The organism is Enterobacter sp. UPMP2061 (genome assembly GCF_053709615.1).
In genome coordinates this window covers 91,335-114,603 of record NZ_JBSKJP010000011.1, presented here as the reverse complement: position 1 = coordinate 114,603, position 23,269 = coordinate 91,335, and the positions used below count along the sequence as shown (strand labels likewise).

At 58.4% G+C, this 23,269-nt stretch carries 26 protein-coding genes; 16 read left to right on the top strand and 10 right to left on the bottom strand.

Annotated features, from left to right (window positions below):
• Positions 1–20: 20 nt before the first annotated feature.
• A complete protein-coding gene (locus ACWKXX_RS18445; RefSeq protein ID WP_047726777.1) occupies positions 21–722 on the bottom strand; it encodes a YggS family pyridoxal phosphate-dependent enzyme in 702 nt (233 codons plus the stop codon).
• 17 nt (positions 723–739) lie between these two features.
• Between ACWKXX_RS18445 and ACWKXX_RS18440 the strand changes: the two genes are divergently transcribed.
• Positions 740–1,720 (top strand): type IV pilus twitching motility protein PilT, encoded by a 981-nt coding sequence (locus tag ACWKXX_RS18440; protein ID WP_047738304.1) that lies wholly within the window; start codon positions 740–742, stop codon positions 1,718–1,720.
• 9 nt (positions 1,721–1,729) lie between these two features.
• On the opposite strand, the gene ruvX is transcribed toward ACWKXX_RS18440, so the two are convergent.
• The 8 genes from ruvX to metK all read right to left on the bottom strand — a co-directional run bounded on the left by ruvX (position 1,730) and on the right by metK (position 8,869).
• A complete protein-coding gene (ruvX, locus tag ACWKXX_RS18435) occupies positions 1,730–2,146 on the bottom strand; it encodes a Holliday junction resolvase RuvX (protein WP_006811925.1) in 417 nt (138 codons plus the stop codon).
• Complete coding sequence (locus ACWKXX_RS18430) at positions 2,146–2,706, bottom strand: YqgE/AlgH family protein (protein WP_006811924.1); 561 nt, start codon at positions 2,704–2,706, stop codon at positions 2,146–2,148. Before ACWKXX_RS18430 ends, ruvX begins: the two co-directional genes overlap by 1 nt.
• A 74-nt stretch (positions 2,707–2,780) precedes the next feature.
• Entirely contained in the window at positions 2,781–3,728 is a 948-nt protein-coding gene (gene gshB, locus ACWKXX_RS18425) for a glutathione synthase (protein ID WP_015571835.1), read from the bottom strand.
• 31 nt (positions 3,729–3,759) lie between these two features.
• Positions 3,760–4,491, bottom strand: a complete 732-nt coding sequence (gene rsmE, locus ACWKXX_RS18420; protein ID WP_017692692.1) for a 16S rRNA (uracil(1498)-N(3))-methyltransferase — start codon at positions 4,489–4,491, stop codon at positions 3,760–3,762.
• A 51-nt stretch (positions 4,492–4,542) separates the two neighbouring features.
• Positions 4,543–5,250 (bottom strand): deoxyribonuclease I, encoded by a 708-nt coding sequence (gene endA / locus ACWKXX_RS18415; protein WP_003860034.1) that lies wholly within the window; start codon positions 5,248–5,250, stop codon positions 4,543–4,545.
• Between the two features lie 94 nt (positions 5,251–5,344).
• Positions 5,345–5,842 (bottom strand): SprT family zinc-dependent metalloprotease, encoded by a 498-nt coding sequence (locus ACWKXX_RS18410; protein WP_015571833.1) that lies wholly within the window; start codon positions 5,840–5,842, stop codon positions 5,345–5,347.
• Positions 5,843–5,900: 58 nt separating this feature from the next.
• Entirely contained in the window at positions 5,901–7,298 is a 1,398-nt protein-coding gene (gene galP / locus ACWKXX_RS18405; protein WP_015571832.1) for a galactose/proton symporter, read from the bottom strand.
• A 416-nt stretch (positions 7,299–7,714) separates the two neighbouring features.
• Positions 7,715–8,869: a methionine adenosyltransferase gene (metK, locus tag ACWKXX_RS18400; RefSeq protein ID WP_003860037.1), complete on the bottom strand. Its 1,155-nt coding sequence runs from the start codon at positions 8,867–8,869 to the stop codon at positions 7,715–7,717.
• Between the two features lie 425 nt (positions 8,870–9,294).
• On the opposite strand from metK, the gene ACWKXX_RS18395 reads away from it, so the two are divergent.
• From ACWKXX_RS18395 to speB, 4 genes are all read left to right on the top strand, one after another.
• On the top strand, positions 9,295–9,435 hold the full coding sequence (locus ACWKXX_RS18395; RefSeq protein ID WP_418235904.1) for a hypothetical protein: 141 nt from the start codon (positions 9,295–9,297) through the stop codon (positions 9,433–9,435).
• A gap of 94 nt (positions 9,436–9,529) precedes the next feature.
• The gene (yqgB, locus tag ACWKXX_RS18390; protein WP_057979949.1) at positions 9,530–9,661 is read left to right on the top strand and encodes an acid stress response protein YqgB; all 132 of its coding nucleotides are present in this window, start codon (positions 9,530–9,532) and stop codon (positions 9,659–9,661) included.
• Positions 9,662–9,669: 8 nt separating this feature from the next.
• Positions 9,670–11,646: a biosynthetic arginine decarboxylase gene (gene speA / locus ACWKXX_RS18385; RefSeq protein WP_017382922.1), complete on the top strand. Its 1,977-nt coding sequence runs from the start codon at positions 9,670–9,672 to the stop codon at positions 11,644–11,646.
• Positions 11,647–11,932: 286 nt separating this feature from the next.
• Complete coding sequence (gene speB, locus ACWKXX_RS18380; protein WP_017382921.1) at positions 11,933–12,853, top strand: agmatinase; 921 nt, start codon at positions 11,933–11,935, stop codon at positions 12,851–12,853.
• 3 nt (positions 12,854–12,856) lie between these two features.
• Here the strand turns inward: speB and ACWKXX_RS18375 are convergent, their stop codons facing one another.
• Positions 12,857–14,068 (bottom strand): MFS transporter, encoded by a 1,212-nt coding sequence (locus ACWKXX_RS18375; protein ID WP_261666498.1) that lies wholly within the window; start codon positions 14,066–14,068, stop codon positions 12,857–12,859.
• Between the two features lie 414 nt (positions 14,069–14,482).
• Between ACWKXX_RS18375 and ACWKXX_RS18370 the strand changes: the two genes are divergently transcribed.
• The 11 genes from ACWKXX_RS18370 to ACWKXX_RS18320 all read left to right on the top strand — a co-directional run bounded on the left by ACWKXX_RS18370 (position 14,483) and on the right by ACWKXX_RS18320 (position 23,264).
• Positions 14,483–14,806, top strand: coding sequence for a Rieske (2Fe-2S) protein (locus ACWKXX_RS18370; RefSeq protein ID WP_003860044.1), 324 nt, complete (start codon positions 14,483–14,485; stop codon positions 14,804–14,806).
• Positions 14,803–15,111: a recombinase-like helix-turn-helix domain-containing protein gene (locus ACWKXX_RS18365; RefSeq protein WP_003860045.1), complete on the top strand. Its 309-nt coding sequence runs from the start codon at positions 14,803–14,805 to the stop codon at positions 15,109–15,111. The genes ACWKXX_RS18370 and ACWKXX_RS18365 overlap by 4 nt, the downstream gene beginning before the upstream one ends.
• 10 nt (positions 15,112–15,121) lie before the next feature.
• Entirely contained in the window at positions 15,122–16,144 is a 1,023-nt protein-coding gene (locus tag ACWKXX_RS18360; RefSeq protein ID WP_006811913.1) for an aromatic ring-hydroxylating oxygenase subunit alpha, read from the top strand.
• Positions 16,144–16,893, top strand: a complete 750-nt coding sequence (locus ACWKXX_RS18355; protein ID WP_017382918.1) for an SDR family oxidoreductase — start codon at positions 16,144–16,146, stop codon at positions 16,891–16,893. The genes ACWKXX_RS18360 and ACWKXX_RS18355 overlap by 1 nt, the downstream gene beginning before the upstream one ends.
• Before the next feature lie 12 nt (positions 16,894–16,905).
• Entirely contained in the window at positions 16,906–17,694 is a 789-nt protein-coding gene (locus tag ACWKXX_RS18350; protein ID WP_003860053.1) for an IclR family transcriptional regulator, read from the top strand.
• A 78-nt stretch (positions 17,695–17,772) separates the two neighbouring features.
• Entirely contained in the window at positions 17,773–18,699 is a 927-nt protein-coding gene (locus tag ACWKXX_RS18345) for a VOC family protein (RefSeq protein ID WP_015571827.1), read from the top strand.
• The gene (locus ACWKXX_RS18340) at positions 18,696–19,883 is read left to right on the top strand and encodes an NAD(P)/FAD-dependent oxidoreductase (protein WP_261666013.1); all 1,188 of its coding nucleotides are present in this window, start codon (positions 18,696–18,698) and stop codon (positions 19,881–19,883) included. The genes ACWKXX_RS18345 and ACWKXX_RS18340 overlap by 4 nt, the downstream gene beginning before the upstream one ends.
• Before the next feature lie 25 nt (positions 19,884–19,908).
• On the top strand, positions 19,909–21,165 hold the full coding sequence (locus ACWKXX_RS18335; protein ID WP_015571825.1) for an MFS transporter: 1,257 nt from the start codon (positions 19,909–19,911) through the stop codon (positions 21,163–21,165).
• Positions 21,166–21,175: 10 nt separating this feature from the next.
• Positions 21,176–21,706, top strand: coding sequence for a cupin domain-containing protein (locus ACWKXX_RS18330; RefSeq protein WP_015571824.1), 531 nt, complete (start codon positions 21,176–21,178; stop codon positions 21,704–21,706).
• Positions 21,707–21,715: 9 nt separating this feature from the next.
• Positions 21,716–22,486: an alpha/beta fold hydrolase gene (locus ACWKXX_RS18325; RefSeq protein WP_261666499.1), complete on the top strand. Its 771-nt coding sequence runs from the start codon at positions 21,716–21,718 to the stop codon at positions 22,484–22,486.
• Positions 22,470–23,264 (top strand): SDR family oxidoreductase, encoded by a 795-nt coding sequence (locus ACWKXX_RS18320; RefSeq protein ID WP_047734789.1) that lies wholly within the window; start codon positions 22,470–22,472, stop codon positions 23,262–23,264. Before ACWKXX_RS18325 ends, ACWKXX_RS18320 begins: the two co-directional genes overlap by 17 nt.
• Positions 23,265–23,269 lie beyond the last annotated feature (5 nt).

Below are 23,269 nucleotides of genomic sequence, written 5' to 3'. Positions count from 1 at the left end.
GCGTTCCTCAGGTTTCCTTATTATTGGGGGTAATCGCGCGCACCGAAAATTGCCGTGCCGATGCGCACCATGGTGCTGCCTGCCGCGATGGCGGCTTCCATATCGTCCGACATGCCCAGAGAAAGCGTGTCTACCGTGTCATAGCGCGCCTTAAGCGCCTCAAATGCTACAGCCATTTGCTGTGCCACGGCAAACTGCCTTTCATAACTTGACTCTGGCGCCGGGATAGCCATCAGCCCGCGCAGGGTTAAGCGCGGCAGCGCCGCCACGTCTGCCGCCAGCGCCTTCAGTTCGCCCAGCGTAATGCCGGACTTGCTGTTTTCATCGCTGATGTTGATTTGAATCAGCACGTTAAGCGCTGGCATCTCCATAGGGCGCTGGTCGCTCAGACGGGTAGCGATGCGCAGACGATCGATGGTGTGGCACCAGTCAAAGTGCTCTGCTACCAGACGGCTTTTGTTCGACTGTAGCGGACCGATAAAGTGCCATTGCAGGTCTGTATTTCCCCGTTCCCGGAAAGCGCGAATTTTATCCACGCCTTCCTGCACATAGTTTTCACCAAAGGCACGATGACCGGCGGCTATCGCTTCTGCGATGGCGCTCGCAGGCTTAGTTTTGCTGACTGCAAGCAACGTAATTTCTTCTGGAGCACGGCCGCAACGCGTTGCCGCGGCTGAGATTTTGTCCCGGACCTGTGCCAGGTTATGCGCAATGTCGTTCATTTTCCGAGGAGTAGTCTATGGATGTGGAAGAAATTGTGGCCCTTAGTGTAAAGCATAACGTCTCCGATCTACACCTGTGCAGTGATTCGCCACCGCGCTGGCGCAGGTCAGGCCGTCTTGAACCTGCGCCGTTTCCGCCCCCGGATGTGGAGGCGTTATTAAAAGCGTGGCTCAACGACGAACAGCAGGGCGCATGGTGGGCAAACGGGCAGGTGGATTTTGCCGTTACCCTCGCAGGCCGTCAGCGGCTGCGCGGCAGTGCGTTTAAGCATATGCACGGCGTTTCGATTGCGCTGCGGCTGTTGCCGCTGACGTGCCCGCAGCTCTCTGCGTTAGGTGTGCCGCGAGCGATCCCGGAGCTGCTGTCCAATGACAATGGCCTGATTCTGGTCACTGGCGCCACCGGCAGCGGGAAATCGACCACCCTGGCCGCGATGGTCGATTTCCTCAATCACCAGACGGACGGGCATATTCTGACCCTGGAAGATCCGGTGGAGTTTATGTACCAGAGCGAACGTTGCCTGATCCAGCAGCGGGAGATAGGCCAGCACAGCCCGTCCTTTGCCGAGGCGCTGCGCAGCGCGCTGCGTGAAGATCCGGATGTGATTCTGCTTGGTGAGCTGCGCGACAGCGAGACGATACGCCTGGCGCTGACGGCGGCGGAAACCGGCCATCTGGTGTTAGCCACGCTGCATACGCGCGGCGCGGCGCAGGCGATCGAGCGCCTGGTCGACACCTTTCCGGCGCAGGAGAAAGATCCGGTGCGTAATCAGCTGGCGGGAAGCCTGCGTGCGGTCCTGGCGCAGAAGCTACTTCAGGATGTCCAGGGCGGGCGCGTGGCGCTGTATGAGCTACTGGTGAATACCTCGGCGGCGGCAAACCTGATCCGCGAAGGCAAAACCTGGCAACTGCCGGGCATTATTCAAACGGGGCAGCAGGCGGGAATGCAGAACTTTGAGCAGAGTCTGGCGGAGCGACGGGCGCAGGGGCGGCTGTAGCCCCGGCGCTCAGTAACCCTGTTCGAAATAGCTTTCGAGGATAATGACGGCTGAAGCTGAATCCACGCTGCCTTTGTTCAGCGCCCGGAAACCACCGTGCTCGAACAGGCCAGCGCGTGCCTCGACGGTGCTCAAACGTTCATCGTGCAGCTTAACGGAGACGCCAAAGCGGCCATGGATTTTGTTCGCGAACTTGCGCGCGCGGGCGGTAAGCGGTTGCTCGGTGCCGTCCATGTTCAGCGGCAGGCCGACAATCACGTCGTCCGGCTGCCACTCTTTGAGCAAGCGCTCAATAAGGTTCCAGTCCGGCGTGCCGTCGTTAGCTTTCAGCGCCGTGAGCGGGCGAGCGGTGCCGGTGATCCGTTGACCCACAGCGACGCCGATGCTTTTGGTGCCGAAGTCGAAGGCGAGAAGGGTGCCGCTCATTACGCGTGCCCCGCAACGCCAGGCATGGTCAGAATATCAATGCCAATCAGTTTTGCCGCGTCACGCCAGCGATCGGCGATAGGGGTTTTAAACAGGATATTCATATCCGCAGGGGCTGTCAGCCAGGCGTTGTCCAAAATTTCTTGTTCCAGCTGCCCTTTTTCCCAGGAGGCGTAGCCGAGCGCAACCAGCACCTCAGAAGGCTGACTGGCAGTGCCCAGCGTTTCAAGCACGTCGCGAGAGGTGGTGACGACGGTGTTATCGGAGATACGAATGCTGGACGAGAAAACCGGCGGGGTATGCAGGATAAAGCCACGATCTTCTGCAAGCGGGCCGCCGAGCATCACCGGTTTATCGAGACGGATTTCCGGCAGCCGCGCTTCAGCAGGGATTTTCAGCTTGTCCAGAATGCCTTCCACCTGGAGGTTTTCCAGCGGCTTATTGATGATAATCCCCATCGCGCCGTCTTCGTTGTATTCGCAAATATAGACCACGGAGCGGCGGAAAATTGGATCCTGGAGAGCAGGCATGGCAATAAGAAAGTGATGCTGTAAATTCATTGTCAGAGGTACTGTTTCCTGGTTTAAAAAGCGACAGCGCCCAGTATGGGGATAAACACAGGCGCTGTCACAGGTTATTTCTGTAAACGTTTTTCGATAGCGTCCATCAGCATTCCGGTGATCGAGATCGGGAATTCCGCTTCGATTTCACGAATGCAGGTCGGGCTGGTGACGTTCACTTCGGTCAGACGATCGCCGATGATATCGAGACCGACGAAGATCAGGCCTTTGGCTTTCAGCGTAGGGCCGACGCGGCGGGCAATTTCCCAGTCGCTTTCGCTTAACGGACGCGGTTCGCCACGGCCGCCAGCCGCCAGGTTGCCACGGGTTTCCCCTCCCTGCGGGATACGCGCCAGGCAGTAAGGCACCGGCTCGCCGTCTACGACCAGCACACGCTTGTCGCCGTCTTTAATGGCTGGCAGATAGTTCTGCGCCATGCAGTAGCGGGTTCCCAGCTCGGTCAGCGTTTCGGCAATCACGCCAATGTTCGGATCGCCCTCTTTCACGCGGAAGATCGACGCGCCACCCATGCCGTCCAGCGGTTTCATGATGATGTCGCCGTGCTTCTGCCAGAATTCTTTCAGCTGCGTTTTGCTGCGGGTGACGAGCGTTTCCGGCGTCAGGTCAGAGAACCATGCGGTATAGAGCTTCTCGTTACAGTCGCGCAGGCTCTGCGGCTTGTTGACGATCAGCGTTCCTTTCTCTTCGGCACGCTCAAGGATATAGGTGGCGTAAATGTATTCGGTGTCGAACGGCGGATCTTTACGCATCAGGATCACGTTAAGGTCGGCCAGGGCAATATCCTGCTCGGTACCGAATTCGTACCATTTTTCGTAGTTCTGCTCGACGTTAACGATGCGGGTGCGTGCGCGGGCTTCACCGTTGATCAGGTAAAGATCGTTCATCTCCATATAGTGGAGTTCATAGCCGCGACGCTGCGCTTCCAGCAGCATAGCGAAGCTGGAGTCTTTCTTGATGTTAATGTTTGCGATGGGGTCCATCACGATGCCGAGCTTAATCATCTTCTTCTCCGGTTATGGGTCAGGCTTTGCTTCAACCCAGATCGCCAAATCGCACCTGTAGCGCGGTAATGGCGGTGAGTGCCGTTGTCTCAGTGCGCAGAACGCGAGGTCCCAACAGAATATCAGTAAACTGGTAACGCGCCGTCATGGCAATTTCGTCAGCCGACAGGCCGCCTTCCGGGCCAATCAGCAGGCGTACACGCTCAACGGGCAGCGGCAGCGTATTGATGCTGGCGCTGGCGCGCGGATGAAGATTGAGCTTAAGCCCGCTCTCCTCTTCTGCACACCAGTCCTCCAGATCCATCGCCGGGCGGATCTCCGGGATACGGTTGCGGCCGCTCTGTTCGCAGGCCGCAATGGCAATTTTTTGCCACTGCTGGATCTTTTTGTTCAGACGTTCCGCATCCAGTTTAACGCCGCAGCGCTCAGAAAAAAGTGGCGTAATGAGGCTTACACCCAGTTCAATGGATTTCTGAATGGTGAACTCCATCTTTTCCCCACGCGACATCACCTGGCCCAGGTGAATGTGCAGCGGGGATTCCCGGTCATCCACTTCGCCACGCAGCACCTTTACGTGCACGCTTTTTTTGTCGGCGCGCGTAATTTCAGCGTCGAAAACCTGATTAGAGCCGTCAAAGAGCTGAATCGCCTGGCCTGCCCCCATGCGCAGCACGCGACCTACATGGTTTGCGGCATCATCAGACAGGGCGATTTCGCCGCCTGGGGTAATCAGTTCAGGGTGATAGATGCGAGGGATGCGCATAGTCAGAAATTCCATGTGTCATGCGATATAAGCGAATTGCCGTAGTGTAGGTTAGCTCTTTTGCGCCTGGCAAGCCCGCTGGACGTAAGGGTTGTGATTCCCCTGGACTTTGGCGATACGTTCGTCGCGCTGGCATTCCCAGTCCGTCACCGGGTAGAGCTTGTCCCAGGCATTGAAGAGCTGCGTCTGCTGGCGGGAAAGGTTGAGATCGTAGCGGTCGCGCATATAGAAGTATGTGCGGGCGATGCTGCCGCGTGCGCGGGCAGGCGGTTCGGCGACTTTCTCTTTGAAATCGACCTTCATGGCGCACTGACCGTACTGGCCTTCGCCACCGTTCCACTGGCTGTACATGAAGTTTCCGCGGTCGCCATTGACCTCACCCACGGCGGGTTGCAGGTTGTGCATATCGCTTTCCATCTGGCGGTAGACCGGATCTTTGGCGCAATTTTTACGTCCACCGTCCTGCCAGCACTGGCGCTGGTGGCCAAACTGCCAGGCCGGAACAACGTGTTCCCATTCGATTCGGCTGGCGCGATTCTCGTTCTTGCGCACCTTATAGCCGCAGGATCCCAGATCCACGACCCCTTTCTTACCCTGCCAGTTAATTTTACAGCCGCAGTAGAAATCACCCGGTACGTCGGCGTTAATCTTTACGCCCGCGGTTTTTGCCTGAGAGAAACTGTGAATACCGTCGGCCAGAGCATGGCCGGAGAGCGCTGTCGCCAGAAAAGCGACCGCGAGAGAAACATTACGGGACATCTTACACTCCGTGTCAAAACGAGCCCGCAACGTAACGAATGTTGTTCCCGTATGCAATCAGTCAGATCAGGAAAGTTCCTGAAAGTTCGAGTGATTATTCCGCAACCAGCGGTTCGCCGCATTTAACGCAGCGATAGGTCGCCTCGCCGCGCACAACGCGGTTATGGCGGCGGACGGTAAGCTGGTGCTGCTGACACTGGCAGCGGTAGGGGAAGGTATTGCGGCGTACCGATTCCAGCTCGAACTGATGGGTGCGGCGGGCCGGAACCCCGAGCACCGCCTCCATCATCCATTTCCACTCTTTGCCGTGCGGTGCGACGCGGCCAAAGTGCTTCCACACCAGAAGGTGGGCCAGCTCGTGCGGCACCACTTCGTCGATAAACGCCTGCTGGTTTTCCATCATCAGCACCGGATTCAGGCGGATCTCATACGACTCCAGCCAGGCTGTGCCTGCCGCGGTGCCACGCTGCTGATAGACCAGCTTCGGTTCAGGATAATTGCGGCCGAGCTTCAGGTTGGCCTGGGCGAGTTTTTCCCGCAGGCTGCGCATGACGGCTTGCTGAATGGCGATGGGGAGACGGGGAGCTTTCATAGGGGCAGAGCATAAAGCGGGAAGCGGGGAGGCGCAAGAGGCGCCTCCCGCAGGAGGATCAGTCGTGTGCGCCGATTTCGCGCAGAGGACGACCTTTCATCAGGTTACGTTCAATGTGTTCCAGTGAAACATGTTTGGTTTCAGGAACCAGCCAGATAGTGAGAACGATAAAGAACAGGTTCAGACCGGCGTAGACCCAGAAGGTATTGGCGTTACCCAGGGTATTGAGCATGGTCAGGAACGTTGCGCCGACGATCATGTTGGCAATCCAGTTGGTTGCGGTAGAACAGGTGATACCAAAATCACGCCCTTTCAGCGGCTGGATCTCAGAGCACAGCACCCAAATCAGCGGACCGGCGCTCATCGCAAACCCAATGATAAACATCAGCAGCATCGCCACGGCGAAGTACTGTGCCGTTGGAGAGTGAATGCCCATGTGCATCATGGTACCCAGCACGCCCATCCCGACGGCCATCACCAGGAAGCCCAGCGTCAGGGTTGGCTTACGTCCCCAGCGGTCCACCAGACCGATAGCGATAAAGGTCGCCAGCACGTTGGTCAGGCCGACGATCACGGTGCCCCACATCTGCTCGGTGGTGTTGGTGTAGCCCGCCAGTTCGAAGATTTTCGGCGCGTAATACATGATGACGTTCATCCCGGTGAACTGTTGCATGATCTGTAACAGCACACCGAGGAACACCGCGCGGCGGAAGTTGCTGTTCTCTTTGAACAGCGCCCAGCCGGACTGTTTGACCTTCAGGCTTTCGCGGATCTCTTCCAGCTCGTTTTTGGCTTCGGCGCTGGTATCACGCAGGCGTAAGAGCACGCGTTCGGCATCATGGAAGCGGCGTTTGGCGGCGAACCAGCGCGGACTGTCCGGCAGGAAGAAGACGCCAATCAGCAGCAGGATGGCTGGAATGATGATTACGCCCAGCATCCAGCGCCATGCGCCGCTGTAGCTGAATGCGGTATCCGAGAGATAAGCCCCCAGAATACCGATGGTGATCATCAGCTGATACATGGAAATCATGCTGCCGCGGATTTTTTCCGGAGCGATTTCAGACAGGTACAGCGGGGCAGTATAAGACGCCACGCCCACTGCCAGACCGAGCAGCACGCGGGAGATGATCAGCACTTCAACGTTAGGCGCAGCGGCAGAGAACAGTGAGCCGGCAACGAACAGGATCGCGCCGATCATCAGGCTCTTTTTACGCCCGAGCTTAAAGGAGAGCCAGCCGCTACCGACCGCGCCGACGGCGGCACCGAACATCATGGAGCTAACCACCCATTCCTGAGTGTGTGCGCTAATCTGGAACTCATCGGTGATGAAAGGTAATGCACCGGCAATTACGCCAATATCCAGGCCAAAGAGTAATCCTGCCAGAGCGGCGAGGAAGCAGACGAAGAACGTCATTGCCTTATTGGACGTACGCCCCTGTTTATTATTGTCAGGCATTATGCCCTCCAGTTGGGTTATCAGTTTTTACGATATTAAGAGTAGGTGAGCGGCTCATAAAAATATGTGAGTCAAATCACAACGGTGTAATCGGTTACACTAGCTTGTAACCGTAAAAATAATTAAAGCTTTGAAAATATAGAGGTAAATTAATTGATGTGCATCGCGTTTGCACAAATTTCAGACTTAACTGAAAGGGAATGTAACAGCAGAAGAAATGCGATCATGCAAAGGGAATATTCTGAAAGCGGGGTATAGAGAGTGAGGTGTAAACGGTTCCAAACATTGCCGGGTGGCGGCTGCGCCTTACCCGGCCTACAAAAACTCACTACCCGTAGGTCGGGTAAGGCATAGCCGCCACCCGACATAAAAAAGGCCAGCACAAAGGCTGGCCTGTTTAAGCTACTGGCAGTCGATTATTTCAGACCGGCAGCATCACGCAGCAGAGCGGCTTTGTCGGTTTTTTCCCATGGGAAATGTTCGCGGCCAAAGTGACCGTACGCTGCGGTTTCCTGGTAGATTGGGTGCAGCAGATCCAGCATCTGAATCAGACCGTATGGACGCAGGTCGAAGAACTCACGCACCAGCAGGGTCAGCTGTTCAGAAGGCACTTTTTCAGTACCGAAGGTTTCCACCATGATGGAGGTTGGCTCAGCCACGCCGATAGCGTAGGAAACCTGAATTTCACAGCGGTCAGCCAGACCGGCAGCAACGATGTTTTTCGCTACATAACGTGCAGCGTACGCCGCAGAACGGTCAACTTTAGACGGATCTTTACCGGAGAATGCGCCGCCGCCGTGACGTGCCATGCCGCCGTAGGTATCTACGATGATTTTACGACCGGTCAGACCGCAGTCACCCATTGGGCCGCCGATAACAAAGCGTCCGGTTGGGTTGATGAAGAATTTGGTCGCAGAGCTCAGCCATTCAGTTGGCAGAACCGGCTTGATGATCTCTTCCATCACCGCTTCTTGCAGGGATTTCTGGTCAATCTCTTCAGCATGCTGCGTGGAAAGAACCACTGCATCGATACCGACGATTTTCCCGTCGTCATACTGGAAGGTCACCTGGCTTTTCGCATCCGGACGCAGCCACGGCAGGGTGCCGTTTTTACGCACTTCAGCCTGACGCTGCACCAGACGATGGGCGTAGGTTACCGGCGCTGGCATCAGCACGTCGGTTTCGTTGGTTGCGTAGCCGAACATCAGGCCCTGGTCACCCGCGCCCTGTTCCAGCGGATCGGCACGGTCAACGCCCTGGTTGATATCCGGAGACTGTTTGCCAATCGCGCTCAGTACGGCGCAGGAGTTGGCATCAAAGCCCATATCAGAATGTACATAGCCAATCTCACGCACCGTGTTACGGGTGATCTCTTCGATATCAACCCATGCGCTGGTGGTGATCTCACCGCCAACCAGAACCATGCCGGTTTTGACATAGGTTTCACACGCTACGCGCGCCTTTGGATCCTGCGCGAGGATCGCATCCAGCACCGCATCGGAGATTTGGTCAGCAATTTTATCAGGATGTCCTTCTGATACGGACTCGGACGTAAACAGGTGTTTTGCCATGTTTTATTTCACCTAAGAGGAATTTGGTTAGCTCAAGCTGCTGTGTGGAATAGCCATAGGAGATAATTCTACCAAGGCCTACAGGATTTTGACACTGGCAGTCTGAGTGTTAATCGGTATGGATGGATTAACATCTGGACGTCTATTTTAGGTCACTTCTTCACCCGATTTCCAGTTTTTTTTGACTCACCTCTCACTGCGTTGAAAACACGGCTGGAAATTTTTCCTGACGACGCTGGCAACCTGCGCATTTTTGTTTTGCTTTTTAGCGACCTTCTCGGTATAAAACGCGGCGCGCGGCTCATATAAAATAAGCGCTCGATGAATACATCGTGTCGCCACTTCCAGCCGGGTTAAGCAGTGAACTTTTAGCTTTGGCTTGTGGTCCGTTTCAGCAGAGGCGGCCGTGGAGGTGATACGAGATAATGAACCATCGTTTTCCGCTCATTCAGCGCAGCCGTTCTGGCGCGCATTTGATTCCCACCCGCACTTCTGGTCTAAACACCTGCCGATGTTATACCCATCTCGGTGCTTCTCAGGATTCCAGAGCCGGTCACGCTTTGTGAAAACTGAACAAGGGCGCTCTTGTTAATACAGGAGTTTTCTCGTGGTTTCGCCGAACCTTGTCATACAGAGTTCGGATACGTGTTTTACAATGATATGAATAAGAAACCGGTCGCACGGTCTGGATTTCAGCATACTCTGCTGGGAAATGGAGCCGTTAATGGGTTGTTATCGCCGTATAACGCTGCGATAGTAGTCAACTGTTTTACACTTAATACAAAGAGTTGAGGTTCGCTATGTCTGACGACATGTCTTCGCTTTCGCCTTCGTCAGCAGGCGAACAGGGTGTACTACGTTCTATGCAGGAGGTTGCGATGAGCTCCCAGGAAGCCAGCAAGATGCTGCGCACTTACAATATTGCCTGGTGGGGCAATAACTACTACGACGTTAACGAGCTGGGCCACATCAGTGTCTGCCCGGATCCGGACGTCCCGGAAGCGCGCGTGGATCTCGCTAAACTGGTGAAAACCCGTGAAGCGCAGGGTCAGCGCTTGCCTGCACTGTTCTGCTTCCCGCAGATCCTGCAACATCGCCTGCGTTCTATTAATGCCGCGTTCAAACGCGCGCGGGAATCGTATGGTTATAACGGCGACTATTTCCTCGTTTACCCGATCAAGGTCAATCAGCACCGTCGCGTGATTGAGTCCCTGATCCACTCCGGCGAGCCGCTGGGCCTGGAAGCAGGCTCTAAAGCGGAACTGATGGCGGTTCTGGCGCACGCGGGCATGACCCGGTCGGTGATCGTCTGTAACGGCTATAAAGACCGCGAATACATTCGTCTGGCGCTGATTGGCGAGAAGATGGGCCACAAGGTCTATCTGGTGATCGAGAAGATGACCGAAATCGCGATCGTGCTGGAAGAGGCCGAGCGTCTGAACGTGATCCCACGCCTTGGCGTGCGTGCGCGACTGGCGTCGCAGGGTTCCGGTAAATGGCAGTCTTCCGGCGGTGAAAAATCCAAGTTCGGCCTCGCGGCGAACCAGGTGCTTCAGCTGGTGGAAATTCTGCGCGAGCGCGGTCGTCTGGACAGCATTCAGCTGCTGCACTTCCACCTCGGTTCGCAGATGGCCAATATTCGCGACATCGCCACTGGGGTGCGTGAATCCGCGCGTTTCTACGTTGAGCTGCATAAGCTCGGCGTGAATATTCAGTGCTTTGACGTGGGCGGCGGCCTGGGCGTGGACTACGAAGGGACCCGCTCGCAGTCTGACTGCTCGGTAAACTATGGCCTGAACGAATATGCCAACAACATCATCTGGGCGATTGGCGATGCCTGCGAAGAGCACGGCCTGCCGCACCCGACGGTGATCACCGAATCCGGCCGCGCGGTCACCGCGCACCATACGGTGCTGGTCTCTAACATCATCGGCGTTGAGCGTAGCGAAATCACCGAAGCCACGCCTCCGGCAGACGATGCTCCACGTTCCCTGCAAAGCATGTGGGAAACCTGGCAGGAGATGCACGAGCCGGGCACGCGTCGTTCCCTGCGCGAATGGCTGCACGACAGCCAGATGGACCTGCACGATATTCACGTCGGCTACTCGTCAGGCACCTTCAGCCTGCAAGAGCGCGCGTGGGCCGAGCAGCTCTACCTGAATATGTGCCACGAAGTGCAGAAACAGCTCGACCCGAGCAACCGCGCGCACCGTCCAATTATCGACGAGTTGCAGGAGCGTATGGCGGACAAAATGTACGTCAACTTCTCCCTGTTCCAGTCGATGCCGGATGCCTGGGGTATCGACCAGCTGTTCCCGGTTCTGCCGCTGGAAGGGCTGAACCACGCCCCGGAACGCCGCGCCGTGCTGCTGGACATCACCTGTGACTCCGACGGCGCAATTGACCACTACGTCGACGGCGACGGTATCGCGACCACTATGCCAATGCCGGAGTACGATCCGGAGAACCCGCCAATGCTGGGCTTCTTTATGGTGGGTGCGTATCAGGAGATCCTCGGCAACATGCACAACCTGTTCGGTGATACCGAAGCGGTTGACGTGTTTGTCTTCCCTGACGGCAGCGTGGAGGTTGAGCTGTCCGACGAAGGGGACACTGTGGCGGACATGCTCGAATACGTTCAGCTGGATCCGAAAAAACTGCTCACCCAGTTCCGCGATCAGGTGAAAAACACCGGTCTGGACGATGCCTTGCAGCAGCAGTTCCTGGAAGAGTTTGAAGCGGGTCTGTACGGGTATACGTATCTGGAAGACGAGTAAGAAAACCTCCCTCTCCCTGTGGGAGAGGGGCGGGGTGAGGGCATCAGGCCGCTGTGCCGCCGATGCCCGGTGGCGCTGCGCTTACCGGGCCTACGAATGTAGGCCGGAGAAGGCGAAGCCGTCATCCGGCAGAATGCTATACTCACTTGAACCCGTATGAATTAACGGCGATAATTCGCCCCAATATGCGATTTACGAATCAATCCCTTCCTCGTCGGGTTTAACGACGCGGAGGGGATTTTTTTTCATCTGTTTTTAATGTATCGACTTTATAAGAGGTCAGGACATGAGCACTTTAGGTCATCAGTACGATAACTCTCTGGTATCTAACGCGTTTGGTTTTTTACGCCTTCCGATGAACTTCCAGCCGTACGACAGCGATGCTGACTGGGTGATCACCGGCGTACCGTTCGACATGGCAACGTCCGGTCGTGCGGGTGGACGTCATGGCCCGGCGGCGATCCGTCAGGTTTCCACTAACCTGGCCTGGGAGCACAACCGCTTCCCGTGGAACTTCGACATGCGCGAGCGCCTGAACGTGGTGGACTGCGGCGATCTGGTGTACGCCTTCGGTGACGCGCGTGAAATGAGCGAAAAATTGCAGGCGCACGCCGAGAAGCTGCTGGCGGCCGGTAAACGTATGCTCTCCTTCGGCGGTGACCACTTCGTGACCCTGCCGCTGCTGCGCGCCCACGCGAAGCACTTCGGTAAAATGGCGCTGGTGCACTTCGATGCGCACACCGACACCTACGCGAACGGCTGCGAGTTCGACCATGGCACCATGTTCTATACCGCGCCGAAAGAAGGCCTGATCGATCCGAACCACTCCGTGCAGATCGGCATCCGCACCGAGTTCGACAAAGACAACGGCTTCACCGTACTCGACGCGGGCCAGGTGAACGATCGCGGCGTGGACGATATTCTGGCTCAGGTTAAGCAGATCGTCGGCGATATGCCTGTCTACCTGACCTTCGACATCGACTGCCTGGATCCGGCATTCGCACCGGGTACCGGTACGCCGGTGATCGGCGGCCTGACGTCAGACCGCGCCATCAAGCTGGTGCGTGGCCTGAAGGATCTGAACATCGTCGGGATGGACGTGGTGGAAGTAGCTCCGGCCTATGACCAGTCCGAGATCACCGCGCTGGCCGCGGCGACCCTGGCGCTGGAAATGCTCTACATCCAGGCGGCGAAAAAAGGCGAATAAGCCTTACGCGCTGATTGCTGCTGCGCGCCGCATGCGCAGCAGCAACATTCCCCCGGCAAGCAGGGTGACAACCTGCGAGACGACCAGCACCGAAAAGCCTGAACTGACCGACCCCACCGATCTCATCACCATCCCCATCAGCAGCGGAATAAACGCCGCGCAGATATTGCCGATCCCATTGATTATGCCGTAAGCGCTGCCCACCGCTTCCCGCGCGGCGTGATGCTGGATCACCGCCGGAATAGCCGCTCCCTGTAGCCCCCAGAAGACGTTAGCCGAAAGCATAAACAGCGCCAGCCAGGCAGGCTGATGGCTGAGCATCAGCGCGACCACGGACAGCGCCGTCATCGCCCCGCCCACCACAAACAGCACCGGTGCCTGTTCCGGACGCATTTTGTCGAGCAGCACGCCGCCCAGAAACTTTGACCCCAGGCTCAGCAGGAAGGGGACCGCCGCAAGCATGCCCGTGGCATGCAGCGAGAAGTGGTGCTCGTCACGCAGCCATGCGGGCAGCCACGCGCTGCTGCCCCACAGATAGCTCAGCGTGGCGATTTCAACCAGCAGGATCCAGCCCAGCAGCGGCGTCTGCCAGGCCAGCGTGAAGGTGTGAACAAACCCCGGTTTTTTCATCTTCACTGGGCTGTGTGGCGCGGGCAGAAAACGCCAGATGAGCCCGCCGCCCAACACCAGATTCATCACCGCCAGCGCGTAAAACGACCCGGCCCAGCCCAGATGCGCCATCAGCCAGGTGACCAGCGGAAAGCCCACGGCCAGCCCGAGCGAGACGCCCAGCGCGGTGACGGCGTTGGGTTTGCCGATCTCTTGCGCACTAAAGTTATCGCTGATAAAGCGCGTCTTCAGCGAAAAGAGCGGCCCTTCGGCAACACCCAAAATCACGCGGGCGATAAGCATGCCCATTAGCGAACCCAGCAGCGGAGAAATTGCGCAGACCGCGGCCCAAATCGCAATGCTGCTTAATAATCCCTGACGGTAATGGAGTTTGCTTTCGATAACCGGCGTTAATAATAAAGCCGAAAAACCATAACCCAGCAGAAAGCAGGTCATGAGCATTCCCTGTAACATTCTGTTTTCATTTAGCTGAAAATGTTCGGCAAATTCCGGGTTTAAAATCATTACCGAGATATTTACCCGATCGACGTAGGAAATAATAATGAGTAATAACAGTGCAATTGTACCTTGCCATCTTGCCGTCATCATGCCCGCCTTACGTTTTCATCTATTTATATTTTTATCAAAGTGATTGTCACGGATCTAAAATGGTTCACTGGTGAAACTCATTGTTTATTAAGAGTAAATAAATTTTTTGTTTCACAGGTGAAACGCCGAAGATGTGACGTTACTTTATTTTTAAGGAACAAAAAGAAAAGAAGTCAATATCTTTTATTGAAATGTCGAGGGCATTAATAAATCGTATTTATCACGCCGCGATAATGAAAATTTCATATCGCTGCATTTTTTCGTGATCCTTTGCACACTTAGTTAATTAATACCTGTTTGATTAACAAATTCGTCACATTGTCGCTTGACGAAACATTCATCGCTTTTATATTGACCGTATTAAATAAGAAACAGAGTTTCATATATGAAACAAAAGCCTGGAGGATCGTGATGAGCTGGATAGGCGTATGTGACGCAGAGCAAGTACAGGAAGATTTCCCTTTTAGCGGCAACGTCGACGGTAAAGAGATCGGCGTTTACCTGATCGACGGTGAATATTACGCGCTGGAGGACGTATGCCCGCACGCCTATGCCCTGCTGAGTCAGGGCTTCGTGGAAGACGGCAAGGTGGAATGCCCGCTGCATGAGGCGGTGTTCGACGTCAAAACCGGCCAGTGTCTGCACGGCCCCGGAGGACGCAACCTCAACCGATACCCGGTTCGGGTCTTTGAAAACCAGATTCAGATTACCTTCGTTGAGGAGACCGTGGCATGAGTGACACGCTGAACTACAACCCGGCGCTGCCGGAAAGCCGCCAGTTTACCCCGCCGGCAGAGGGCGGTAATGGCGCCATTCACAAGCCGGGCGAGTACCAGAACCTGATCTGGCAGACCCGCAGCCGCGAGCCGGAAAGCTGGGAAGTGAAGCTGATTGCGACGCTGGAAGATCTCTTCGAGCAGGGCGTTGAAACCTTGCCGGAGCTGGTAAGCGGGCTGAACGCGGTGCGTATGCACGACCAGCAGGGCGAGCCGTGGAGCGACGCCAGCTTCCAGGCATTCTTACAGGTTAACGGCTACTGAGGGCAACGCGATGACGACGACCGTACAAAACTATCTTGATAAAGGCCTGCGCGGCCTCTGGTATCCGGTGCTGGCGAGCTGGGAAGTGCAGTCTGCGCCGGTGGGCATCACCCGCCTGGGCGAGCAGATTGTGGTCTGGCGCAATAAAGATGGACAGGTTCAGGCGCTGGAGGACCGCTGTCCGCATCGCGGTGCGCGCCTGTCGATGGGCTGGAACCTCGGGGACCGCATTGCCTGCTGGTATCACGGCGTAGAGGTGGCGGGCAACGGCGAGGTGAAAGACGTGCCCGCCGTGGATAAATGTCCGCTGGTCGGCCAGCAGTGCGTGCGCAGCTATAACGTGCAGGAGGCGCACGGCGCCATCTTCCTGTGGTTTGGCGTCACCGCGGACCAGCAGCCGGACGAACTGACCTTCCCGGATGAACTCGCCGACACGGAAAACTTCAGCAACTTCCTCTGCACCGCCGCGTGGAAATGCAATTACCAGTACGCGCTGGAAAACGTGATGGACCCGATGCACGGCACCTATCTGCACTCCTCGTCGCACTCGATGGCGGAAGGGGACCGCAAGGCCGACATGGTGCTCCAGCCGACCAAAACCGGTTTTATTTTCGAGAAGAAAGGGCAGAGCGGCGTCAATTTTGACTGGGTGGAGCTGGGCAACAGTGGCACCTGCTGGATGCGCCTCTCCATTCCGTACAAGAAGCGCTTCGGACCGGGCGGCCACTTCTTTATCGTCGGCATGGTGGTGCCGGAAGATAACGACAACTGCCGCGTCTTCTTCTGGCGCATCCGCCGCGTACAGGGCTGGCAGCGCGATATGTGGCGCTTCATGTACCGCAACCGGCTGGAAAAACTGCACTGGGAAGTGCTGGAGCAGGACCGTGTGGTGCTGGAAAGCCTGGCGCCAAACGCCCGCGACCATGAGTACCTGTATCAGCATGACGTTGGCCTCTCGCGCCTGCGCCGCATGATGCAAAAGGCCGCCAAAGAGCAGCTGGCGATGCGTGAAGCACAGCAGGGAGCCGCCTGATGAATGGGCTGCTGAGCGGCAAGCGCATCGTGGTGACCGGCGCCGCGCGCGGGCTGGGCTACCACTTTGCCCAGGCCTGCGCGGAGCAGGGCGCGGCGGTGGTGATGTGCGACATCCTCAAAGGCGAGCTGGCCGAGAGTGCCCACCGGCTGCGCGAGCAGGGCTATGCGATCGAATCGCACGTTATCGATCTGGCCGATCAGCACTCTATCGACCAGGTGTTCAGCGCCATTGGCGAGCAAGGGCAGATTGACGGCCTGGTGAACAACGCGGCGATGGCGACGGGCGTGGGCGGCAAAAACATGCTTGATTACGATCCGGATCTCTGGGATCGGGTGATGAGCGTCAACGTGAAAGGCACCTGGCTGGTGACGCGCGCCGCCGTGCCGCTGCTGCGCGAAGGGGCAGGCATTGTGAACGTGGCGTCCGACACCGCGCTGTGGGGCGCGCCGCGCCTGATGGCCTACGTTGCCAGCAAGGGGGCCGTGATTGCCATGACCCGTTCAATGGCGCGCGAACTGGGGGAAAAACGTATCCGGATCAACGCCATCGCACCGGGGCTAACCCGCGTCGAGGCGACGGAATATGTCCCCGCTGAACGGCATCAGCTCTACGAAAACGGACGCGCGTTAACCGGCGCGCAGCAGCCGGAAGATGTCACCGGCAGCGTGGTCTGGCTGTTAAGCGATCTGTCGAGGTTTATCACCGGACAGCTGATCCCGGTCAACGGCGGTTTTGTCTTTAACTAAGGTAGGGCGATGATGGCAAACGATCAGGAAGTGAAGTATCTGGTGCCGGGGCTGGAGCGCGGTTTACAGCTGCTGTTGGCCTTTGGCGAGCAGCATCGCGATCTGACCTTTGCCGAACTGCACCGGCTGGTGGATATGCCGAAGGCCACCGCCTATCGCGTGGTACAGACGCTGGAGTACATGGGATTTCTGGAGCGCAACACGCGCACCAATACCTTTTCGCTGGGCATGAACGTGCTGCGTCTTGGCTTTGAGTACATCGCCTCGCTGGACGTGGCGCAGGTCGGCCAGCCGGTGATCGAGCAACTGCGCGACGTGAGCCAGTGCAGCAGCCATCTGGCGATCCGCGACGGGCGCGACATTATCTACATCGCCCGCGTCAGCGCCGCCGGGTCGCGCATCAACCAGGTCAGCATTGGTACCCGCCTGCCGGTGCACTGCACCTCGCTGGGCCGCATGCTGTTGACCGATATTTCCCGCGCTGATTTCGAACAGCTGTTCCCGCATGAGCGTCTGCCGGGCAACACGCCGGGGCAGCTTCACGACCGCGAAGCCCTGTGGCAGATGGTGCAGCAGGACAAAGCCCGCGGGTATGTCATCGGCGAATCATTCTTCCGCCACGGCATCTCTTCCATCGTCTACCCGGTGTATGACCGAAGCGGCCGCGTGGCGGCGGTGGTCAGCATTCTGGTGCCGTCGGAGGAGATCCCGCAGAGCGACCGCGAGCGCCTGCAAAACGAGGTTCGCCTCGCGGCGGATAAAATTTCTGGCTTCTTAGGGTATTTGTCACAGGCCAGTTAAATCAGTGAGTTAACGTCAGGCGCTTGACTGCGTCGGGCATGTTTTACGCCCAATCTGGGCCAGATGAGGCAACGAACGATGAGTGTAACCGGAATTGAAAAGCTGGAATTTGGTGTGGAAGACCTGACGCACTGCGCCAAATTTATGCGTGATTTTGGCCTGACGGGCGATGCCAGCGGCCAGCGTTTCACCACCCTGAGCGGCGCGCGCGTGGAGCTTAACCCGATCGACAGCCCCGACCTGCCGCCCGCGTTTGAAGCGGGCAACACCCTGCGCCGCATGACCTGGGCGGTTGCCAGCCAGTCTGATCTGGACGCGCTGCGCCCGAAGCTGGCGCAACAGCCAGGTTTTCGTGAAGTGGGCGACGCGCTGGAGTGCCTGGACCCGAACGGCATGACGCTGCGCGTGCAGGTGACCCAGCAAACTGACGTGGAGCTGAACGTCGAGCCGATTAACCAGTGGGGCGATGCCCGCCGTATCGACACCCCCAGCCCGGTTTACGATCGCGCCCAGCCGATCAACGTGGGGCATGTGGTGTTCTTCGTGGAAGAGCTGGCGGCAGTGGAGAAATTCTACCGCGAGGTGCTCGGCTTCCAGGTCTCGGACCGCTATATCAACCGCGCCGTGTTCCTGCGCTGCGGCGTGCGCGGCGGCCATCACAACCTGTTCCTGCTGCAACTGCCGAACCGCAAGCGCGGCCTCAACCACGTGGCCTTCACCGTGCGCGACATCCACGAGGTGATCGGCGGCGGTATCGCGATGAATAAACATGACTGGAGCACCTTTATCGGGCCGGGCCGTCATCCGGTGTCGTCGGCGTACTTCTGGTACGTCAACAGCCCGACCGGCGGGGCGTTTGAGTATTACACCAACGATGATTACCTGACGGAAAACTGGCAGCCGCGCGAGCTGGAGCATTCGCTGGTCTCCTTTACCGAGTGGGCGGTGGAAGGCGGGATTGACCACGACACGCGCCGCCAGCAGAAAAAGCCGGAGGCGGTATGACGTCGCGCATTGTCATTATCGGCGGCGGTCAGGCGGGCGGCTGGGCAGCGAAAACCCTGCGCGATGAGGGCTTCGACGGCGAAATTTGCGTGGTGGCGGAAGAGGAATGGGATTTCTACGAGCGCCCGCCGCTGTCGAAAGCGTCTTTGCTGGAGCCGGACGCAGCGCTTCCAAGGCTGTTTAGCGACGAGACGCAGCAGGCGCTGAACCTGGCCTGGTACCGGCCGCTACGCGCTGAATCTGTCGATCGCGATGAGAAAAAAGTCGTTCTCAGCAACGGCGAGCAGCTTAGTTACAACATCCTTTTAATCGCTACCGGCGGTCGGGCGCGCCTGCCTTCGCAGGCGTGGGCCAGCCATCCGCAGGTCTATACCCTGCGCTACTGGCAGGACGCGCAGCGCCTGAAGGCGCGTCTGGCGGAAAGTAAAAAACTGGCGATCGTCGGCGGCGGCTGGATCGGACTGGAGATTGCTGCCTCGGCGCGGAAAAGCGGCGTGACGGTCACCCTGTTCGAGCAGCAGCCTGCCCTGTGCATGCGCTCGGTGAGCGGCGAGGTATCGCAGCGCTTAGAGGCCCTTCACCGCGAGCAGGGGGTGGAGATCCGTACCGGCTGCGGTGCGCTGGAGCTGGAGGACGACGGCGGCCTGCCGGTCATCCACTGCGACGGCCAGCGTGAAACCTTTGATGCGGTCGTGGTCGGGATCGGCGTCGATCTCAATCTGGAGCTGGCGCGCGATGCGGGGCTGAAAACCGGGCGCGGGATCGTGGTTGATGCCCAGGGACGCACGTCGGATCCGTTCATCTTTGCCGCAGGAGATGTCGCCCAGCACCATCACTACGGGCTGTGCATCCAGTCCTGGGCCTTCGCCCAGAATCAGGCTGCGGCGACGGCGAAATCGATGCTCAACCCCGATGCGCCAGGTTACGACGACGCGCCGTGGCTGTGGTCGGATCAATATCAGCACAATATTCAGATCCTCGGTATTCCGCAGCCAGGCAGCAGAACGGTCGTGCGTGAAGAGGCGCTGTACTTCTCGCTGGACGACAACGGGAGGCTGACGCAGCTGGTGGCGTTCGACGATGCGCGTACCGTCAAGCTGGCGAAGCGCTGGATGGCGGCGGGGCGGGATCTGTCCGACGTGCCGCTCGCCGACCCGACCTTTTCACTGATGTCACTGCGATAGCTAACCCGCACCCGTAGGGGGAGAGATGACCACACTAGAGACTAACACCGCACCGGTTGAGGCGAGCGGTGAGGGGACCCGCACGCCCGAAAAAGCGGTGCGCTGGGCCATCCCGCTGTCGCTGCTGGCCTGCGTGCTGCTGGCGTTTTTCGACAAAATCAGCATCGCGGCGCTCTTTTCGGATACCCATTTCCAGCAGGCGATGGGCATTGATTTCGACACCACGCGTCTCGGCATTTTGATGAGCGCTTTCCTGCTGAGCTATGGCTTCTCATCGGTGTTTTTAAGCGGTTTAGGCGACAAAATCGCGCCGCTGCGCCTGCTCACCGGGATGATGGCGGTGTGGTGCGTGCTGATGGTGGCGATGGGCTTTACCCATAACTACACGCTGATGATCGTCCTGCGTATTCTGCTGGGCGTGGCGGAAGGACCGCTGTTCCCGCTGGCCTTTGCCATCGTACGTCACAACTTCCCGCAGCATTTACAGGCACGCGCCACCATGCTGTGGCTGCTGGGTACCCCGGTGGGCGCGGCGATTGGTTTCCCGCTCTCCCTCTGGCTGCTGAACACCTTTGGCTGGCAGAGCACTTTCTTTGTGATGGCCATGCTTACCGTGCCGGTGCTTATCTTTGTGCGCATTGGTCTGCGCGGGATCCGCCTGGAGGCAAAACCCGGCACCTCGCAGGCGTCCCGGGACGAGCGGCGCGCGGCGCGGCGTGAGCTGTTCGTCAGCCCGCACTTCTGGATCATCTGCATCTTTAACATCGCTTTCCTGACCTATCTGTGGGGCATCAACGGCTGGCTGCCGGGCTACCTGATCAAAGGCAAAGGCATTCATCTGGAGCACGCGGGCTGGCTGTCGTCGATGCCGTTCATCGCCATGCTGGCAGGGGAAGTGATTGGCGCGTGGCTCTCGGACAGGGTCGATAAGCGCGCGGCGGCATGCTTTATCTCCATGGCGGGGGCGGCCGTCGGGCTGGCGGCGGTGATGCACCTTGATACCCCGCTGGCCGTCATCGCGGCGATGAGCTTCAGCACCTTTATGTGGGGCACCGGCGCACCCAACATTTTCGCCCTGCTGGCGAAGGCCACCCATCCCCGGGTGAGCGCCACGGCGGGCGGTATCTTCAACGGGCTGGGAAACTTTGCGGGCGCGCTGTCGCCGGCGGTGATGGGTGCGCTTATCGCCTTCACCCACAGCATGGATTCCGGGCTGATTTTTCTGGCGGTGATGGCGGCGGTGGGCTGCGTCCTGTTACTGCCGCTGCTGAGACGTTACTGAGGAGAGTGTCATGACTGATTCAACCGTAACCAACACAACAGGCATCAAACCTGACCATCTGACGATGGAAGAGTGGGTCGAGTCGCGCATCGCGCGCTTCGAAGGCCGTAAATACGACTGGAACGCGCTGAAGTTCCAGGCCGATTTTGACCCGAAATACCGCCGGGCGCAGATGCGCTACATCGGCACCGGCGCAACGGGCGTCGCGAACGACACCAACACCGTGCAGGCGGACCATTTTACCTTCTCCACCATGGTGCTGCCGTCGAAGTGCGAAGGGCCGCTGCACCTGCACGACGACGTGGAAGAGGTGTTCTTCATGCTTAAAGGGCAAATCACGCTGATGATCCAGGACGGCGACAACTACACCGAAACCGTGCTGCGCGAGCGTGATCTGATCTCCGTTCCGCCGGGCATCTATCGCGGCCTGTTTAACCACGGCGAAGAAGAAGCGCTGATGTGCGTCATGCTGGGGACCAACAAGCCGGAAATCCCGACCTATCCGTCCGACCATCCGCTTTCCAAAGTGAAGCGGAACTAAGGGGGCATGATGACGGGTTTTCGTGAACAGGGAAGCGGTATTCCGCTGATGCTGCTGCACGGGATCAGCTCCGGCGCCGCCTCCTGGCACAAGCAGATGGCGCTGAACGGTTTTCGCGTGCTGGCGTGGGACATGCCCGGTTACGGCGAAAGCCCGATGCTGGCCGTAGCGCGGGCGAACGCGGGGGATTACGCCGACGCGCTGGCGGCGATGCTGGATCGCGCCGGTGTCTGGCAGGCAGTGCTGGTCGGCCATTCCCTGGGGGCGCTGGTGGCCAGCGCCTTTGCCGCGAAGTTCCCTGAGCGCGTCATCCATCTGGTGCTGGCCGACGCCGCGCAGGGGTACGGCAATGCCGCGCCGGAGCAGCGGGAGCAGGTCTGGCGTAACCGCGAGCGGCAGATGGCGCTGGGGGGCGACATCCTCGCCCAGACCCGCGCCGCGAAGCTGCTGCGCCCCGGCGCGCGCGCGGAAGATATCGCCACCGTCGCGTCGGGCATGCGGGCGCTGCGCCCGGAAGGCTATCTCGCTGCCGCGTGGATGCTGGCACATGACGACATTCACGGCTGGCTTAAACGCTATTCCGGCACGTTTGAAGTCTGGTGCGGCGAGCAGGATGCCATCACCCAGCCGGAACTGGTTCAGGGTCTGGCGCTGCGCTACGGCATGCCGTTTATCGCCATTCCGCAGGCCGGGCACGCCAGCTATCTCGATAACGACGCGTTTTTCAACCAACAGCTTTTACGCATTAACGAAGAGGTGCGCGATGAATGCACAAATTGACGGGCGCGTAGCGGTCGTTACCGGCGGTTCTTCCGGCATTGGCTTTGAAACGCTGCGCCTGCTGCTGGGTGAAGGGGCGAAAGTCGCCTTCTGCGGCCGTGACCCGGACCGGCTCGCCAGCGCCCATGCGACGCTGCAAAACGAATTTCCTCACGGGGAGATTTTCGCTTACCGCTGCGACGTGCTGAACGCCGACGAAGTTCAGGCCTTCGCGGATGCGGTGCAGGCGCGCTTTGGCGCGGCGGATATGCTGATCAACAACGCCGGGCAGGGCTACGTGGCGCACTTCCATGACACCCCGCGCGAGGCGTGGCTGCACGAAGCCGAACTCAAACTGTTCGGGGTGATTAACCCGGTGCAGGCGTTTCAGCCTCTGCTGGAGCAGTCAGACATTGCCTCTGTTACCTGCGTGAACTCCCTGCTGGCGCTACAGCCGGAGGAGCACATGATCGCCACCTCCGCCGCTCGTGCCGCGCTGCTGAACATGACGCTGACGCTGTCGAAAGAGCTGGTGGGCAAAGGCATTCGCGTCAATTCCATTCTGCTCGGCATGGTGGAATCCGGCCAGTGGCAGCGCCGCTTTGAAAACCGGGCGGACAAAAGCCTGAGCTGGCCGGAATGGACGGCGGATATCGCGCGCAAGCGCGGCATTCCAATGGCGCGCCTCGGCAAGCCGCAGGAGCCCGCGCAGGCGCTGCTGTTCCTCGCTTCGCCGCTGGCCTCGTTTACCACCGGCGCGGCGCTGGACGTTTCCGGCGGCTTCTGCCGCCATCTGTAAGGACA